Raw genomic sequence first — 15,077 nt, forward strand, 5'->3', positions numbered from 1 at the left:
TCATGAGCATTGCCACTCCCGACCGGATCAAGGTCCTGTGGTTTCTGCCGACTCATGGCGACAGCCGCTATCTCGGCACCTCAGAGGGGGGAAGGGCGGTCGACTTGCCCTATCTCACCCAAGTCGCGAAAGCCGCCGATGCCATCGGCTACTATGGCGCGCTGCTGCCGACAGGACGCAGTTGCGAAGATAGCTGGGTCGTGGCGTCGGCGCTGGCACCGCTGACGCAGCGGCTTCGCTTCCTTGTCGCCGTCCGGCCGGGCCTGCAATCGCCGACGCTAGCCGCGCGCATGACCTCGACGCTCGACCGCATTTCCGGCGGACGCCTGCTCATCAACGTCGTCACCGGCGGGGATCCGGTCGAGAACAAGGGCGACGGCATCTTCCTCAGCCATGACGAGCGCTATGAGGTGACGCGGGAATTCCTCGACATCTACAAGGCGGTGCTTCGCGGCGAGACCGTAGCGTTCGCAGGCAAGCACTTCCGTATCGAGGACGGTCGCCTACTGTTTCCGCCCGTGCAGACGCCACATCCGCCGCTCTATTTCGGCGGCTCGTCCGATGCCGGTAACGCGGTCGCCGCCGAACAGATCGACAAATATTTGACCTGGGGCGAACCGCCGGCGGACGTCGCGGCAAAGATTGCCCATGTGCGCGGTCTTGCCGAGAAAGCCGGGCGCCAGGTGACTTTCGGCATCAGGCTGCATGTCATCGTCCGCGAGACCAATGATGAGGCCTGGGCCGATGCCGACCGCCTGATCAGCCGCCTGGACGACAACACGATAACCGAGGCGCAGAAGGTTTTCGCGCGCATGGATTCCGTCGGCCAGTCGCGCATGAGCCGGCTTCATGGCGGCCGCCGCGACAAGCTCGAAATCAGTCCGAACCTGTGGGCTGGCGTTGGCCTGGTGCGCGGCGGCGCCGGCACCGCCCTGGTCGGCGATGCGGCGACAGTTGCGGAACGGATCGACGAATACCGGCGCATTGGCATCGATAGCTTTATCCTGTCCGGCTATCCGCATCTGGAGGAGGCCTATCGGTTCGGCGAACTGGTGTTGCCGTTGTTGCCGCTCGATCATGAAATCTCGACCCGCCCGACGGCTGTCAACATGGGACCGTTCGGCGAAACGGTGGCCGGCGACCATCGGCCTTCGGCACCGCGCGCGAGTCAGTCTTGAGCGCCAGAGACTTGGGCAGGGGACCGGTCGTAGCCATCATCGGTGGCGGCTTTTCCGGTGCGGCGACCGCGTTTCATCTTGCGCGGCTGCTGCCCGCCGGTGCTGCCGATATCGTGGTCGTCGAGCCCAGAGACGGGCTCGGCTATGGTCTGGCCTACTCGACGGCCGATCCTTCACACCGCATCAACGTGCCGGCGTCGAGAATGACGCTGATCTCCGGCCAGGACAGCCACTTTGCCGATTGGCTGGAGCAGACCGGCGCGATTCTCGACGATGCCGAGGCTATTGCCGCAAATGGAGCACTCTACCCACAGCGACGCGTTTTCGGGCGCTACGTGGAATCTTATCTCCAACCCTTTCTCTTCGGCAAAGTGATCCGTCATGTCAGGTCCGCCGTCGCGTCAGTCGAGCTCAGTGGCCAGGGCTACATCCTGATTCTCGCTGATGGAAGGACGCTCGCAGCCGACGCCCTAGTGATTGCGGCGACGCATCCGCCACCCGCCTTGCCATCGGCCCTGCGGTCCGTGGCTGCTGCAGCCCGGCTGTTGGCCAATCCCTATGATCTCGGAGGGCTGCAAGCGATCGGCCGCGACGACCATGTGCTCGTAGTCGGCACTGGACTGACGTCGGCGGACATCATTGCCACGCTGGACCGCAATGGGCATCGTAGCCGCATCGTCGCGCTGTCACGTCATGGTTATCGTTCGCGCAGCCACGCGGTGCTCCCGGTCGACCCGATTGGTGATTTCATCAGTCTGCCTTCACGCAGCGCAACAGTGATGCTCAGACGCATCCGGGCCACGATCCTAGATGCCAAGCGTCGGGGCGAAGACTGGCACCCGGTGCTCGATGCCGTCCGACGTCAGGGACAAATCATCTGGCAGGCCCTGCCGCTCGACGAGCAACGCCGCCTCGTGCGCCATTTGCGCACGCTGTGGGATGTGCATCGCTTCCGCATCGCGCCACAGGTCGCGGACGTGCTCGATCGCCGCGTTGCCGAAGGCATGCTCGCCTATCGCGCCGCATCGATCGTCGGCGCCGAGCAGGTCGACGGGCGCATTCGCGTCACGATGCGGCCAAGGCGCCAACCCACTCAGACAACCGAGACGTTCGACAGGGTGGTCGTCACGACCGGGCCGGCGCATGCCGATATTTTCCGGACCAACACAGCAATTGCCGATCTCGGGCGAATGGGACTGGTCCGGCTAGACCCGATTGGCCTTGGCCTGGCGACCGACAGCCAAGGCCGTGCGCTCAGCACTTCCGGCCGACCGACCGACAGCATTTTCGTCAGCGGGCCGCTGGCGCGCGGCAGCGTTGGCGAATTGATGGGAATTCCCGAAGTCACCGCGCATGCCGAGCGTATAGCCGCTGAAATCCACCAATGGCTTGGATACCAAACGGCGTTGCGTCGTAAGGCGTCGTGAAGCTGCAAACACGATGAGGCTATCCAGATGACACTCACCGAGCGTATTGCGAAGGTGGAAGCCCATCGTGTCGTAAATAGGCCACTGGTCGCGTGCCGCTCCTGGCGCTTTTAGCAGATCCGCTCGACCTCGGAGGTGCCGATCTCCATGCCCAGACTTCGCACCGGCGTCCACCGCTTTGATGACGATCCGAGACGATCAGCCCACCGCGGCGGGTCGAGAAAGCACTGGGCGGGAAGACGCCTACAGCGAGGCTGCTCGCCTTGTGGCCGCAGAGAGGGAAAGAATCTGCCGCCGGACATCGACTTCAGTGGTTTAGAGAAGGCGGCTCGGCAGCGACCTCTGCGTGAACCCAGACGCCTTGAAAAGCCCTATGCGTCCGGATTTTTGGCGGTGATCTTCATCAAATGCGATGAGCTGCAATTTCTGGCGACGGCCACGCTAAGGGCGGGCCTCCAGCACCATGTTGAACGGTGTCTCCGCGGCGCGACGCAATCGCTTGAAGCCGCCGCCGGTCACCACCTTGCGCAGCCTCGCCTCACCGGCCTGGGCTCCAAGCGCGAGCCCGACTTCCTGCGACACGGACGCGGGCGTGCACACGAACGTGGAAGCGGCATAGTAAACGCGTCCGACGGGATTGAGGTTCGCCGCCAGATGATCATGCGCGAACGGCTCGACGATCATCCACGTGCCATCCGGCTTGAGCGATCCGTGGACATGGGTGGCGGCGCCCGTCGGGTCGCCCATGTCGTGAAGGCAATCGAAGAATGTGACGAGGTCGTAGGTTCCGGGATAGCTCTTGGCGGCCGCGACGTCGAACCGCGTGTTGACGCCGACGCCGGCTACCTCGGCCGCCTTGCGGGCGCGCTCAATCGAAGGGGCATGATAGTCGAAGCCGACGAAGCGCGAATTGGGGAAGGCCTGTGCCATGAGCACGGTCGATGCACCATGACCGCATCCAACATCCGCGACGTCCACGCCGCGTTCGAGCTTCTCGACGACGCCCTCCAAGGCCGGCAGCCAGGAGTCGATCAGATTGGCATTGTAGCCTGGACGGAAGAACCGTTCCGTACCGCGAAACAGACACGCGCTATGATCGTGCCACCCGACGCCATTGCCGGACTGGAATGCCTGCCTCACCTTTTCTTCATCGAGCCACAGCGCGGACAGGAACTCGAATGCGCCTGCCATGAAGGCCGGGCTGTCTTCATCGGCGAACACCAGCTCTTGCTCGGCGTTGAGATAGAATTTGTCGCTCGCTTCGTCGTAGTCGACGTAGCCCGCCGCCGCCTGCCCGGAAAGCCATTCCCTTACGAGGCGTTCCTGGGTGCCGGTGCGTGTCGAAAGTTCGGCGGCCGTCATCTTGCCGCCTTCGCGCAATGCCTTGAACAGGCCGAGTCTGTCCCCCAGCAGGACTCCCGCGCCCGTTGCGATCGCACCGAGATCGCCGACCATTTTCCCCAAGAATGCGTCCAACTTTTCCTGATTCGCTTCAGACATCTGAATCTCCCTTTGGGTTCAATCTCTCCAGGCGACGGAGCCGTGCTCGTCATGAGGCGCCTTGAGCATCAGATGCTCGAAGACATGCAGATATCCCCGGCGGCTCATCCGCGCTGCCGATCCTGCACCAGACCATATGGGTGACGACCGGCGCGGTGGTCGGGAATGACAGCCACCTCCATGCCGTTGAAAAGCAGGAAATCCGTCATTTGCCCTCGTCGGTAACCGGCGGAGCCGGAGTGGTCGTCACCAGGGCAAGCCCTGTCGCAGCAGGTATCCTTGGGCAGCCCGTCAGAACATCGATGACTCCGGTTGTGGTGCCGGGGCCGGCGATCAGGAGCCAAGTGATTGTTCCGCGGCGGCTGTATATTCTGGTAAGGTGATCATGCGAATTCTTGTTAATCGGTCACGTGTTTGCGGATGACCCGCATGTACTGTGCCAAATGAGAAAACCATTCAAACGCAATCCAGTAGATCTGACTGTATCCGACATTGTCGGAATTTGGACATTGCCGAACGCGAAGCGCTCGGGGCTTGTGACGATACTTGAGCGTGCTGCTTCGGAGGAGGGATGCGCCTCGAACCGGCCGCGAGGCCTTCCTCTGGCAACGGATATTCCGGCCGGGTTAGGCCGCGAGGAAAGCGACGGTGAATAAGAGGTAGAGGACCAACCGTTTTGAGCAGGTAGTTGCCGTGTTGCGCCCCCAGGCAAAGGCCAGCACCACGGAGCAGTATTTCTGGTGGCGATACTACAACGCCTTTAAGTGCCGGTTACCCGTTTTTACCCAGTTGGCCTGGTGCATTCAGAGCGAGGTGGTTGGAAACCGCTTATTGTGGCTATGGGCGAACTCGGGATGGAGGAGTGGACCCAAAAATTGGCAAAATGCCCCAGGGAGGATTACATGGGTCGCTCATTCCCCGTACTCGTTACAGATGCGCGTCGCTACGCAAACAGCTTGCTTTTGACTTGGCGTTTTTTGCCGTCTCGGCATCGCTCACTAATTCGGCCGCTGCCGATACCGTGAACTGGCGTCAATTCGAAGGGACCAGCATAACTTGGGCCTACGACATCCACCCCTATGCGGATGCTCTCGCTGCGCAACTTCCGGAGTTCGAGAAGCTGACCCGGCATCAAGGTCACGCCGGAACTCTACCCAGACAATTCTTACTGGAACAAGATGACGATCCAACTGACGACGAAGTCGCCAGCATGGGATGTGTTCGGCACTGGCATTCAGCCCGCGTGGGACCTCGCTTCGAGTGGCACCCTGGAGCCGCTGGACAAATACCTGAGCGATCCGAAGCTTACCGATGCTGGATACGACTACAACGACTTCTTCCCGAGCCTGCGTGCGGCGCTTACCTGGAAGATGGAAGCCGGTCAGATCGCAACGGGGGAGGGCGGCCAGATCTGGGCAATCCCGCATGCATTTGAGAACATCCAGCTGTTCTACCGCAAGGATACCTTGGAGAAGTATAACATCGCGGTTCCGACGTCTCCGCCGGAAATGGCCGGCCGCACCCCGATGGCGATCGACTCAAATATGTTCGGCTTCTGGAACGATGTTGCGGGGAAGCCGGCATCTGGCGAAGATCGCCTTCGCTCCGCCGCTGCACGCACCGAACGCCACGAGCTTCGATTCTAACATCTGGATCTGGGCTCTCGCCATGAACGCGGCTTCCGAAAAGAAGGGCGCGGCCTGGCTGTTCATCCAGTGGGCCACCTCCAAGCAGGTGGCGCTCAAGGGGTGGTCGTCCGCCCAGATTAATTGTCGCTCAACAACTCCAACAAGGAGCATCGTGATGCCTGCTCCTTATCCTTCGGTCGCTTCGGTCGCGCCGGCAGAACGCCGACACCGTAGTGGGAAGCCATCATGCCGAAGCTGCGGTTGATCTCCGGATCGTAAAAGCTTGCGCGGTTCACACCGGACTTCAGGTTGTCGGGAACAATCAGGCGCGGGACGCCGCCAAAGAAGCGGAACATGCGCACATGCGAGCCAATCCAGTCCGGCAGGGTCTGGCTCCAGGTCGCCTCGGCGAGGTCAGAGCGGAGCAGTTTCAACAACGCCATCCGACATCTTTTGTCGGGTTTGTCGAGTTTGCGATATGGCCATTTTCAGTCGATCTCTTGCTTTGCCTCGGGCTAATCAACTGAAAAGCAATCACAAAGTTCCTTCTTCAGCTCAATCAAGCAAACTGGCATGACTCTTGAGAGCCTTCGTTGCCGGGCGGGCAACAGCTGCCGGCCATAACTCGTGTCACGGGTAGCCACGATGAACAGGCGAAGGACCGCAATGCTTCAGGCTCTCGATCTAAGGAAACGTATTCCTTCGACCATGACAATGGTCGCACCAAAAACGCGAATCATATTTGAATACATAATTTATCTTCATCCTGCCCGACGCAAAGTACAATTCCACGGCCTAACAAAATGAACGCTCGCAGCATCTCGATCATTAATCGCCGTTTGTGGTACAGGCGCATGTTCATTGCTGAACGATCTCTGATTTCCTTCGCGATGGGCGTTTTTGCGCTGTTTCCAGTCTACCTGTTGTCGGTTGATCGCGACGAGATCTTTTTTGGTTCGATCTCAGCAGCAGGCATGGCGGTCGCTATATTCATAGTTTTGATCAGTCCTACGCTGACACGCCAGTTTAGTGTGCGGAGGCTCGCACCCATCGGCGGGCTTCTCTATGCAGCAGCCTGCGCGACCATACTCTTGAACGAATTGTCGGGGGTGCGCGCGACATTCCCCTACTTCCTCAGCTACATGCTGCAATCAAGCGGATGGGCGCTGCACTTCACTATGGGCTCGATATGCATTTCCGCCCTCTCAAGCGATGCAGACCGGCCATCGAGCTTCATGGCCTACTCTGCATTCTCCACCTTAGGGTTAACCTGCGGACCGCTGCTGAGCAGCCTCCTTGCCCGGTACGCCGGCTTGGGCACGCTGGATATGTTCATTCTGGCAATGCTCGCGGCGACGGCAGGGTCAGCGTTGTCATCGTGGGCAGCGCAACGTGCGGCGAACATCCGCGAAGCCGATATTCCGAATAACGCCTCGATTGCGCGCGACCTTTTCGGTCTCCTCTTCAGCAAATCTGCTCTGTTTTTTGTTCTTGTACTGTTGTCGGGAAGCATTTACACTACTTTGATAAACTTCCAGGCTCTATTTGCTAACAATTCAGGTCTTCCGTACGAAATATTCTTTGGCTTTTGGGCCATAGGAGTAGTCGGCTCCAGATTTGCAATTGGTCCGCGCGTAACCCGCAGTGCGGCCGACCGCACGTTGCCGCTACTCCTGGGCGGGATGGTCGTTTCGCTTCTCGTTTTTCACTACTCCCCGGGCCACCCCGTCGTTTACGCAATGGCATCGCTGGCGACCGGCATAACTTATGGGCTATCCTATCCCCTGATGCAGGCAGAAGCCGTCCGCGTGACTGCGCCGCAGTCCCGGACTTTGGTGCAGATCATCTTCAGCCTTTCCTATTTTCTTGGCCTGTATTTCTTCCCCTTCGCCGCCGGGCTCGTCTCAGTCCAGCTGGGATACGACACGCTGACGCTGTTGATTGCCGGCTTGGCTCTACTGCAAACGGCTATCGCTCTCCTTGGCTATCGCACGATCCGGCGCAAGCCGACCCCGACCGTAGTTGGCAGAAAAGGCTGAAGCAGGGCACTATGCACGGGAGATCACACGTCGTCATCGGAGCCGGGCCGGTCGGTCGGGCAGTGGCGCTGCAACTTGCGGACCAGCCGGACTCGTTCGTTGTCCTGATTGACAGGAGCCATTCTGCGCTTGCCGTGGCGCAACGGCTTCTGGGCAATCTCGAAAACGTCCGCTTCGACGTGTCGTTGGGTCCATCCGCTCTCTCGGTTCAAGCCCGATCGCTGATCATGGCTACGTCTTGGAGAGATTCCCGAGTTTTGGTCGGCAAGCTTTTGCACCAAACGCACGAGGCAGGTCTACACACCCCTATTATTTGCGTGGGCAGGCCGAGCCCTGGGGATCCTGACATTCTCCGGGTACCGCCTAACGGTCCGCCCGTAGTCTTGGGAGCGGGTCTCGAACCAGGACTGGTTGAATCTTTAGTCTCGCTGGTTGCGGCTGAAATAAAGGACATAGAGAGCATAGTAACTCATTGCGGAGGGATTCCCATAATTCCGGAACCTCCGCTGAACTATGCTCTTGCTTTTGGGCGTCGGCTGCCCATAGAGCAGAGGCTCGCGTTGGCTCGAATCGATGGCCAAGCCGTAACGCGAAATCGATTCGAAAGCGTATCTCAGCTGTTCGTGGATGGCGTCGGCCTTCTCGAAGCATACGATGATGCAATGGTTTCGTCGACGGCTGAAGGCGCTCATCCTAGCATTCCAACGCTTCGACAATTGACTGTGCGGTGGCCTGGCTTTGCGGATGGCGTTCGGATGTTGCATCGCCTCGGGCTGCTGTCCGATGAGGAGATCGAAATCGGGAGCGCGCGCCTGCAGGTTAAGGAGGTCACGGAGGCGCTTTTAAGTCGCCAGAGCCCAAATGACGATGGCGACCAGGTCGTCCTTAACATCGCCATTGAGGATCGCCAAGGGCGGGTTGGCCGCTGGACGTGCATCCTGCGCTCCGAGCTTCAGGAGCGAGGCATCTCAAGCATGGCTATCGCCACCGCAGTTCCGGTGGCCGCAGCCGTGGAATGCGTCACGCGTCAACAGTTGCGGGGTCCCATACACCCCGGCAAAGCCGCGCTCGCCGATGTCGCCGCGATGGCCCTCGAGCAACTGAGGAGAAGCCGGATCGCTGTCTTAGCCGAGCGCGCGACCGGGCTGTTGGAAACAAGCACGATTTTGGGAGCCGGGCATGCAAAGACGAAAGACACTGCTCGTGGGGAGCGGACCAGCAAACCTGGCACTGCTGACCTGCCTCAAGGAGCGGGGATCCTCAGTTCTGGATTCGCTGGAAGTCCTTGAGCGCCGCGACAGCGCAGAATGGCACCCGGGCATCGCTTTCGAGGATTCGATGCTCCAAGTATCGTTGTTCAAGGACCTGGCGTTCCTGAGGAATCCGGCAAGCCCATTCACTTTTTTCTCGTTCCTGCGTGAGAAGGAGCTTCTCTATCACTTCATTCATACGAACAATCTGTATCCTTCAAGGAAGCTGTTTTCCGACTATCTGGTCTGGGTAAGCCGGTTCTTTGCGAACAAGATTTCTTTCGGCAAGGAGGCGGTGGCGGTCAGGTTGCACGAGAAGCCGTCGGGAACCCAAACCCTTGTCGTCATGACCAGGGATGTCTCGAGCGGAGATGTTTCAGAAATCGAGGCAGACGACGTGGTCGTCAGCCTTGGGCATGAGCCATACATCCCCGAAGAACTGGCCGTCGACTCCGGCCGCGTGGTGCATTCAAACTTCTTCCTATCCCATGCGAACGAGGGAATGATCAACGCTAATGCTCGCGTTGCGGTCGTCGGGTCCGGGCAAAGCGCCGGCGAGATAGTCAGATTCCTGCTCCAACACCGGGAAGTGTCGGAAGTTATCGTCGTTGGTCGGCGCCACCTCTTCGAACAGACGGATGACAACCCGTTCGTAAATGATTTCTACACTTATCCACACTCACTGAAGTTCGCGGAGTTGCCATTCGAAGATCGCAAGAAGTTTCTTTCCGACACGAGGAACACGAACTTCTCCACCGTCACCAAGGACGTCCTCAAAAGCATCTACGATCTTCGATTCGAGGACCAGGCGTGCGGGCGCGACAGGCTCAGGCTGTTCCCGTATACTGAAATCACGGCGGCAAAGCGTCTCGAGAATGGTCTTCGTCTTGACCTTCGCGGAATCGGAGGCAGGCCGGACTCGACGAGGCTTGAAATTGAACTCCTGGTATGCGCGACGGGCTTTTCAAACCGTCGCCATCTATCATTCTTCCAACTGCTGCAACCGCGAATGGAAGATGCCGACGTCGTTGTCGACGAGTCCTTCGAAGTGGGACTCGATCAGATGCCAGAATCGTGTCTCACCGGTCCGAAACCTCGCGTTTTCTTGGTGAACCACTCTTTTGGCCTTCGGGGCCCAACGGAGCACACACTCGGCGGTCTGGCCGAACGGGCTGCGGTGGTGGCGAGGGCGCTGGAAGACGGGCACGTGCTTCAACCTGCTCAAGGTCGCCCCGAGACCTTGCCAGCGGCATGGCCAACCCGAAATTCGAGAGAGGAAACGAAATGATGTGTTCGCAAGTAATAGATCTCAAAAATGAAACACGCGCGGTCCCCATCTCGATCGAAGGGGGCATCGTCATGCATGATCCCTTCCCGGAAGGGGGCGACGTTTCCATCCGACTACTGAAGCTCAGTCCAGGCGCGACCACTTGCCGTCACAACCATACGGAAGTCGAATTTTGGACGGTGATCTCTGGCGGCGTTCGAATTCATCTAGACGAAAAGACGTTCCTGCTGCTTGGCGGAGAGAGCATTAGGATGGACCCGCTGAGCAGGCACAGGATTGAGGCTTTGGACAGCGGTGCAGTCATGCAGACAGTGTGGTGGCACAGCCGCGCAGCCTTCGAAGAGGCGACTTCCACGACCGAAGCGATAGGAAAGAGCAGACCGCTGCTGCTGGTGCCCGCAATGCTTACCCCGAATGGGAACATGCATATAGGTCATGCCTCAGGACCGTTCCTCTACGCGGATGTGTTGCGCCGAATTGCCGAAACCGGCGGCCGACAGGTTTTCGTGCTGCAGGGCACGCACGGTCACCTTGAGCACATTGCAATTGCGGCCGACGCTGCTGGACTGGAATACTACCAGCTGGCCGAGAAAAACACGGCTTCTTTCCAGGAGGCTCTGCATCGGCTCAATGCAGTTTCGGATATTTTCCTTGGGACAAAGCCTGACCGCCGCGGCAAGGCGGTCGTTCTCGAGGTCTTCAAGCGACTTTGCAGCAAGGGCCTGATCGCTGAAAGAGAGCATTTGGTCCCGTATGACGTCCAAAGTGGGCGCTTCAAGGTGGACGCCTTCGTCCACGGCAAATGTCCATATTGCGGCGGCTATTCCTCCGGTCACGAATGCGAGGATTGCGGCGCGCTGGTCCTCGATGCCGAACTCCAGGATCCGGTCGATCTCGACGGGCGCTCGCTGGAACGTCGTCCCCTGAAGCGCCTTTTCCTGAACCTCGCTCCATTGCATGACGCACTCGAATCCTTCGCCTCGCGGAACTTCCTGCCCATTTACGCCAAGCTCTACATCGAGTCCTGGCTGTCCCGGGGGCTTCCGGCGGTCTGCATCTCAAATCCAAACCGGGAGGGAATTCGGATTCCAATCCCAGGATTTGAATGCCAGCGGTTTACCATCACCATGGAACACGTGCCTCGGCACTTGCTCGCCTTAGAAACGATAAGAGAAAAGAGCGGATGCCCCGCCTTCTGGTACCAAATCCCACGGGACGAGATGCCGGAGCTGGACATTCTCTTCGGGGCGGACAACGCCTTCGGACGTCTGTTGGTTATTCCCGGGGTACTTTCGGCGCTTGATCTCCATGAGATGCTCCCCCGACGGATTTTCGTCAACCAGATGCTCACGCTTGAGGGGAAGAAGTTCTCAACATCACGAAAACACGCAATCTGGGTGAACGACATCGCTGCGGAAGAAACTGCCGAGCCGCTTCGCTTCTACTTGTGTCGGTGTCGTCCGGACGGTTCTGTCGAGGACTTCTCCATGGGTGCCTACGAGAGCTGGAAACGGGACTTCTGGGACGGACGGCTGTCGAGATCGGTCGCGAAGGCTAACGAGGTCATCGGGCGGGTCGCGACAGACGAGCTCCCGTGTCCTGGCCAGTGGTCAGCCACCGACATTGCGTTCCTCGCGGACTGCAGACGCTTCAACGCGGAAGTGCGGGCGCGATTCGAAGCGGATTACCCGGACGTACGTCAGCTGACACGCGCAATCGAGGCGTTCGTCGACGCAATTGACCACTATTCATGTTCAGTGCTGCAAGTTCCGGCTGCGCCGAAGGTGAAGGAGGCGCTTGCCCGGACTGCGGCCCGCGCGGTGACCTTCGCGCTCGTCGGACTCTGTGTCGCGACATACCCGGTCGTACCTGATTTCGCCATCTCCATCGCAAGGAGTCTGGGGCTAGGGGTTCCCAAGCTCAGCTGGTTCGACCGCGACTGGATGGCCGAGCCAGTCCGTCTGTCTGCAAGCCATGACGCCGGAGGCCGTTGAATAACCGATCAAAGACTTCGGGCGTTCACCGCAGCCACTTTTCGAGAATCAGCCCGGAGGATGCGGGCAAGCCAGGAAGTGCATCGTGGACGTCGTCTTTGATCAGCCTTGTCACCGAAACGACGCCGATGTCGTCCGGCTCGGGCGAAGTCTGAAGTGTTGATGGCTTTTCAAAAGCGCGGCTAAACGACGACAAGAGTTGGTTGTGTTGCAACGTTTTTTTCTGTGTCATGAAGGTTGGTCGAGACAGGCCGCTGTCATGCCGCCAGTATGGCGAACTGCTCGGCCAGGGAGGGATTTGGGTTGAACGCGTATCTCGCCTGTCGCTTGAGCATCAGGTGAAGCATTTCGATCCCCGACAGGGTGATGCTGGCGGTGGCCGGCGACTTGAAACCCAGCATCGGCCGCACACGGCGCTTGATGCGCCGGTGGTCCTGCTCGAGATCCTGTTGTCAAGTATCGACTTTTCCTGATCGTGATCGGGTTCAGCAAGCGCCGGGAACGATCCTGCAACCGATTTGCCGCATCGCAGGAAGTGATGGCTTCATGATTGGTCTGGCTGCCGTCGATGACGATGCGATCGGGCCGGTTATGGCGCTCCAGGGCTTTCCTGAAGAAGCGCTTGGCCGCCAGCAGGTCGCGGTGCTCGCTGAACCAGAATTCGACCGAGTCGCCGACACTGTCGATGGCGCGGTAGAGATACATCCACTCACCGCGAACCTTGACGTAGCTTTCGTCGACATGCCATTTTGCCGGTGATGGCACGCTTGCGGCGGTTGAAGCGCTCCAGCAACCGCGGCGCGAAATGAATGACCCAGCGATGGATCGTCGAATGATCGACGCCGAATGCCGCGTTCGGCCATCATTTCTTTCCAGTCGCGCAGGCTCAGATTGTAGGCCAGATACCAGCGCACGCATAACAAGATGACGGACTGGTCGAACTGACGGCCTTTGAACATCTCGAACCTCGCGAAAATTGATGCAGGGTTCTCCCACGCGACCAGTTACCAAAGCTTTGCAACACAACCTGGCGGCTGCCATCCAACTGGGGCAGCAGCGACGTCACGGTCCGATCGTTACGGTAGCGCGCCAGCAGATTGTAGACTTGGCGGGTCGAGAGGCGCAGCTCGGCCGCGGCCCGGTTGATTGCCGCGCGTCTTGGCCCCGAACCGTCGAGAATCCTGTCGAGCTCGCGAGCGAGTCGACGTGCCGCCGACCATGCTTCGTCGGAATGCGACGTGCCGGGTGCGGCTTTGCGGTCGTGCAATCGGTGTGGCAAATCGAGCAGTCAGTGAAATCGTTAGCGAAAAATCGAGGCTGTCGTGGCGCCTAAACCTAAACAACACCTGACTTTCCCTGTTGAAATCGGGAAGTAAAAGCGACAGCCGAAGACCTCCTCGCCCGCCTCGACGAGCGCGTGGCCAAAAGCCCGGTCCGCGAAGGCTGGCTCGAACGCGAAACTTTGCCGACGCCGCCGCCGCGCTGTGGCTCGACGGCGAGCTCGTCCATGCCGAAGACCTCCTGCTGCACGACGCCCACATGGACATCCGCACTCCGACCCACGAGCTCACCCGGGCGCACGCCGTGCTGCGCGCCCGCCGCCGCATTTTCACACAAAAACGAGACTGGGCGCTGTCGCGGCCCGGCCTTTTGGCGCTGCGTGGCCGCGAAGGGCAGGGCGGCAACGGGGCGAGCGCCGGCCGAGTTGGCTCCGGACTCGATGCCGCGACGGCCGCCGTCAGTGCGGACGACGATGCCGGCGAAAACCTTGCTGAAGACACGGACCAGGAGGACGCGCTGAGCGAAGAGCTGGCCGAGATCGATGCTGTGCTGGCCCGCTCCAGCCGACTGCTGGCCGGCGAGAATTTGGCGCCGCGCGCGGCAGACGGCCCGGAGGTCGACACGGCAGGGCAGGGGGAAAGTGCGCCAGGTCTTGCCGGACAATCTCAGGCCGCTGATCCGCGACCTCGACTGGGACGAGGACCAGCGGCTGGCCGACTGGCTCGCCATCGTCGACCGGCTGCGCGGCGAAAACATGCCGGCCGCGCTGGCAGCGGCGATCGCCTGGGACGCATGGCAGACAATCGAGCCGCTGCAGCACCAGCATTGGCTCGGAAATCTGCTCGTCGCGGCGCTGCTGCGCCAAACCGGCAAGGTCGGCTCGCATCTGTTTTGCCTTAATGCCGGGCTGCGCATCATTTCGCGCGACCGGCGGCGCGCCCGCGACCGGACCACCCGGCTGCTGGCCGTCCTCCATGCCTTCGCCGAAGCCGCCGCGACCGGGCTCAAGGAGATCGACCGACTGGCGCTGGCCAAAAGCCAGATGGAGCGCCGGCTCAGGAACCGGCGCAAAAACTCGAGCCTGCCGGCGCTGATCGAGCTGGTGCTGGCGCGGCCGCTGGTGTCGGCAGGTCTGGTCGCGGCCGAGCTGAAAATCAGCCAGCGCGCTGCGCTCGGGCTGGTCGCCGAACTCGGCATCCGCGAGGTGACCGGCAGGGGGCGCTACCGGGCGTGGGGCCCTTTAGCTGCGGCGGGCTTTGGCGAAAGCGACAGCACTGATGATTTTTGCTGTACGCTCATTCTCCCTCATCTGCGCGTTGACAGAAAACCAGCAGCCGAGGGTCACAGCACGCTGTGCTCCCGCGATTTCCGGAAAACCAATGAAGAACGACTTTGATCGATCGCGCGGGACGTATCATTCAACCATGTCGAGAACGGGCGTGACGGCACGTACACTATGGACCGAGAGAACTTTGTCTGGGGACTTTGCGCA

The 15,077-nt window shown here is 60.1% G+C and carries 11 protein-coding genes and 3 pseudogenes; 8 read left to right on the forward strand and 6 right to left on the reverse strand.

Annotated elements, in window-relative coordinates:
- The first annotated feature begins 2 nt into the window (after positions 1–2).
- Complete coding sequence (ssuD, locus tag EJ075_RS15675; protein ID WP_126104952.1) at positions 3–1,178, forward strand: FMNH2-dependent alkanesulfonate monooxygenase; 1,176 nt, start codon at positions 3–5, stop codon at positions 1,176–1,178.
- Entirely contained in the window at positions 1,175–2,605 is a 1,431-nt protein-coding gene (locus EJ075_RS15680) for an FAD/NAD(P)-binding protein (protein ID WP_126104953.1), read from the forward strand. The genes ssuD and EJ075_RS15680 overlap by 4 nt, the downstream gene beginning before the upstream one ends.
- 441 nt (positions 2,606–3,046) lie before the next feature.
- On the opposite strand, the gene EJ075_RS15685 is transcribed toward EJ075_RS15680, so the two are convergent.
- A complete protein-coding gene (locus EJ075_RS15685; RefSeq protein WP_095487025.1) occupies positions 3,047–4,105 on the reverse strand; it encodes a class I SAM-dependent methyltransferase in 1,059 nt (352 codons plus the stop codon).
- 1,178 nt (positions 4,106–5,283) lie between these two features.
- On the opposite strand from EJ075_RS15685, the gene EJ075_RS33570 reads away from it, so the two are divergent.
- Positions 5,284–5,751: an extracellular solute-binding protein gene (locus EJ075_RS33570; protein ID WP_245458162.1), complete on the forward strand. Its 468-nt coding sequence runs from the start codon at positions 5,284–5,286 to the stop codon at positions 5,749–5,751.
- A gap of 161 nt (positions 5,752–5,912) precedes the next feature.
- Here the strand turns inward: EJ075_RS33570 and EJ075_RS15700 are convergent.
- Positions 5,913–6,143 (reverse strand): annotated as a pseudogene (locus tag EJ075_RS15700) (IS21 family transposase); the annotation flags it as partial.
- Between the two features lie 393 nt (positions 6,144–6,536).
- Between EJ075_RS15700 and EJ075_RS15705 the strand changes: the two are divergent.
- From EJ075_RS15705 to EJ075_RS15720, 4 genes are all read left to right on the forward strand, one after another.
- A complete protein-coding gene (locus EJ075_RS15705) occupies positions 6,537–7,772 on the forward strand; it encodes an MFS transporter (protein WP_126104954.1) in 1,236 nt (411 codons plus the stop codon).
- A gap of 227 nt (positions 7,773–7,999) precedes the next feature.
- Positions 8,000–9,061: a saccharopine dehydrogenase C-terminal domain-containing protein gene (locus EJ075_RS15710; RefSeq protein ID WP_245458199.1), complete on the forward strand. Its 1,062-nt coding sequence runs from the start codon at positions 8,000–8,002 to the stop codon at positions 9,059–9,061.
- Positions 8,952–10,310: a SidA/IucD/PvdA family monooxygenase gene (locus EJ075_RS15715; RefSeq protein WP_126104956.1), complete on the forward strand. Its 1,359-nt coding sequence runs from the start codon at positions 8,952–8,954 to the stop codon at positions 10,308–10,310. The genes EJ075_RS15710 and EJ075_RS15715 overlap by 110 nt, the downstream gene beginning before the upstream one ends.
- Positions 10,274–12,304 carry a class I tRNA ligase family protein gene (locus EJ075_RS15720; protein WP_164547115.1) on the forward strand — a complete coding sequence of 677 codons (2,031 nt, stop codon included), beginning with the start codon at positions 10,274–10,276 and terminating at the stop codon, positions 12,302–12,304. The genes EJ075_RS15715 and EJ075_RS15720 overlap by 37 nt, the downstream gene beginning before the upstream one ends.
- Positions 12,305–12,329: 25 nt before the next feature.
- Here EJ075_RS15720 and EJ075_RS15725 read toward each other — a convergent pair whose 3' ends face one another.
- The 4 genes and pseudogenes from EJ075_RS15725 to EJ075_RS34135 all read right to left on the reverse strand — a co-directional run bounded on the left by EJ075_RS15725 (position 12,330) and on the right by EJ075_RS34135 (position 14,248).
- On the reverse strand, positions 12,330–12,536 hold the full coding sequence (locus tag EJ075_RS15725; RefSeq protein ID WP_126104958.1) for a hypothetical protein: 207 nt from the start codon (positions 12,534–12,536) through the stop codon (positions 12,330–12,332).
- A gap of 25 nt (positions 12,537–12,561) precedes the next feature.
- Positions 12,562–13,263 (reverse strand): annotated as a pseudogene (locus EJ075_RS34130) (IS6 family transposase).
- Between the two features lie 80 nt (positions 13,264–13,343).
- A pseudogene (locus EJ075_RS33575) lies at positions 13,344–13,583 on the reverse strand (transposase); the annotation flags it as partial.
- 56 nt (positions 13,584–13,639) lie between these two features.
- On the reverse strand, positions 13,640–14,248 hold the full coding sequence (locus tag EJ075_RS34135) for a hypothetical protein (protein ID WP_348627373.1): 609 nt from the start codon (positions 14,246–14,248) through the stop codon (positions 13,640–13,642).
- On the opposite strand from EJ075_RS34135, the gene EJ075_RS34140 reads away from it, so the two are divergent.
- Positions 14,226–14,981 (forward strand): RHE_PE00001 family protein, encoded by a 756-nt coding sequence (locus tag EJ075_RS34140; protein WP_348627374.1) that lies wholly within the window; start codon positions 14,226–14,228, stop codon positions 14,979–14,981. The two genes, EJ075_RS34135 and EJ075_RS34140, sit on opposite strands and share 23 nt — an antisense overlap.
- Positions 14,982–15,077 lie beyond the last annotated feature (96 nt).

Source organism: Mesorhizobium sp. M6A.T.Cr.TU.016.01.1.1, assembly GCF_003952585.1.
Taxonomy (GTDB): domain Bacteria; phylum Pseudomonadota; class Alphaproteobacteria; order Rhizobiales; family Rhizobiaceae; genus Mesorhizobium; species Mesorhizobium mediterraneum.

Coding starts and splice junctions, on each gene's coding strand:
- ssuD (WP_126104952.1), top strand. CDS start 3: ATGAGCATTGCCACTCCCGACCGGATCAAGGTCCTGTGGTTTCTGCCG.
- EJ075_RS15685 (WP_095487025.1), bottom strand. CDS start 4,105: ATGTCTGAAGCGAATCAGGAAAAGTTGGACGCATTCTTGGGGAAAATG.
- EJ075_RS33570 (WP_245458162.1), top strand. CDS start 5,284: ATGACGATCCAACTGACGACGAAGTCGCCAGCATGGGATGTGTTCGGC.
- EJ075_RS15705 (WP_126104954.1), top strand. CDS start 6,537: ATGAACGCTCGCAGCATCTCGATCATTAATCGCCGTTTGTGGTACAGG.
- EJ075_RS15710 (WP_245458199.1), top strand. CDS start 8,000: ATGGCTACGTCTTGGAGAGATTCCCGAGTTTTGGTCGGCAAGCTTTTG.
- EJ075_RS15715 (WP_126104956.1), top strand. CDS start 8,952: ATGCAAAGACGAAAGACACTGCTCGTGGGGAGCGGACCAGCAAACCTG.
- EJ075_RS15720 (WP_164547115.1), top strand. CDS start 10,274: ATGGCCAACCCGAAATTCGAGAGAGGAAACGAAATGATGTGTTCGCAA.
- EJ075_RS15725 (WP_126104958.1), bottom strand. CDS start 12,536: ATGACACAGAAAAAAACGTTGCAACACAACCAACTCTTGTCGTCGTTT.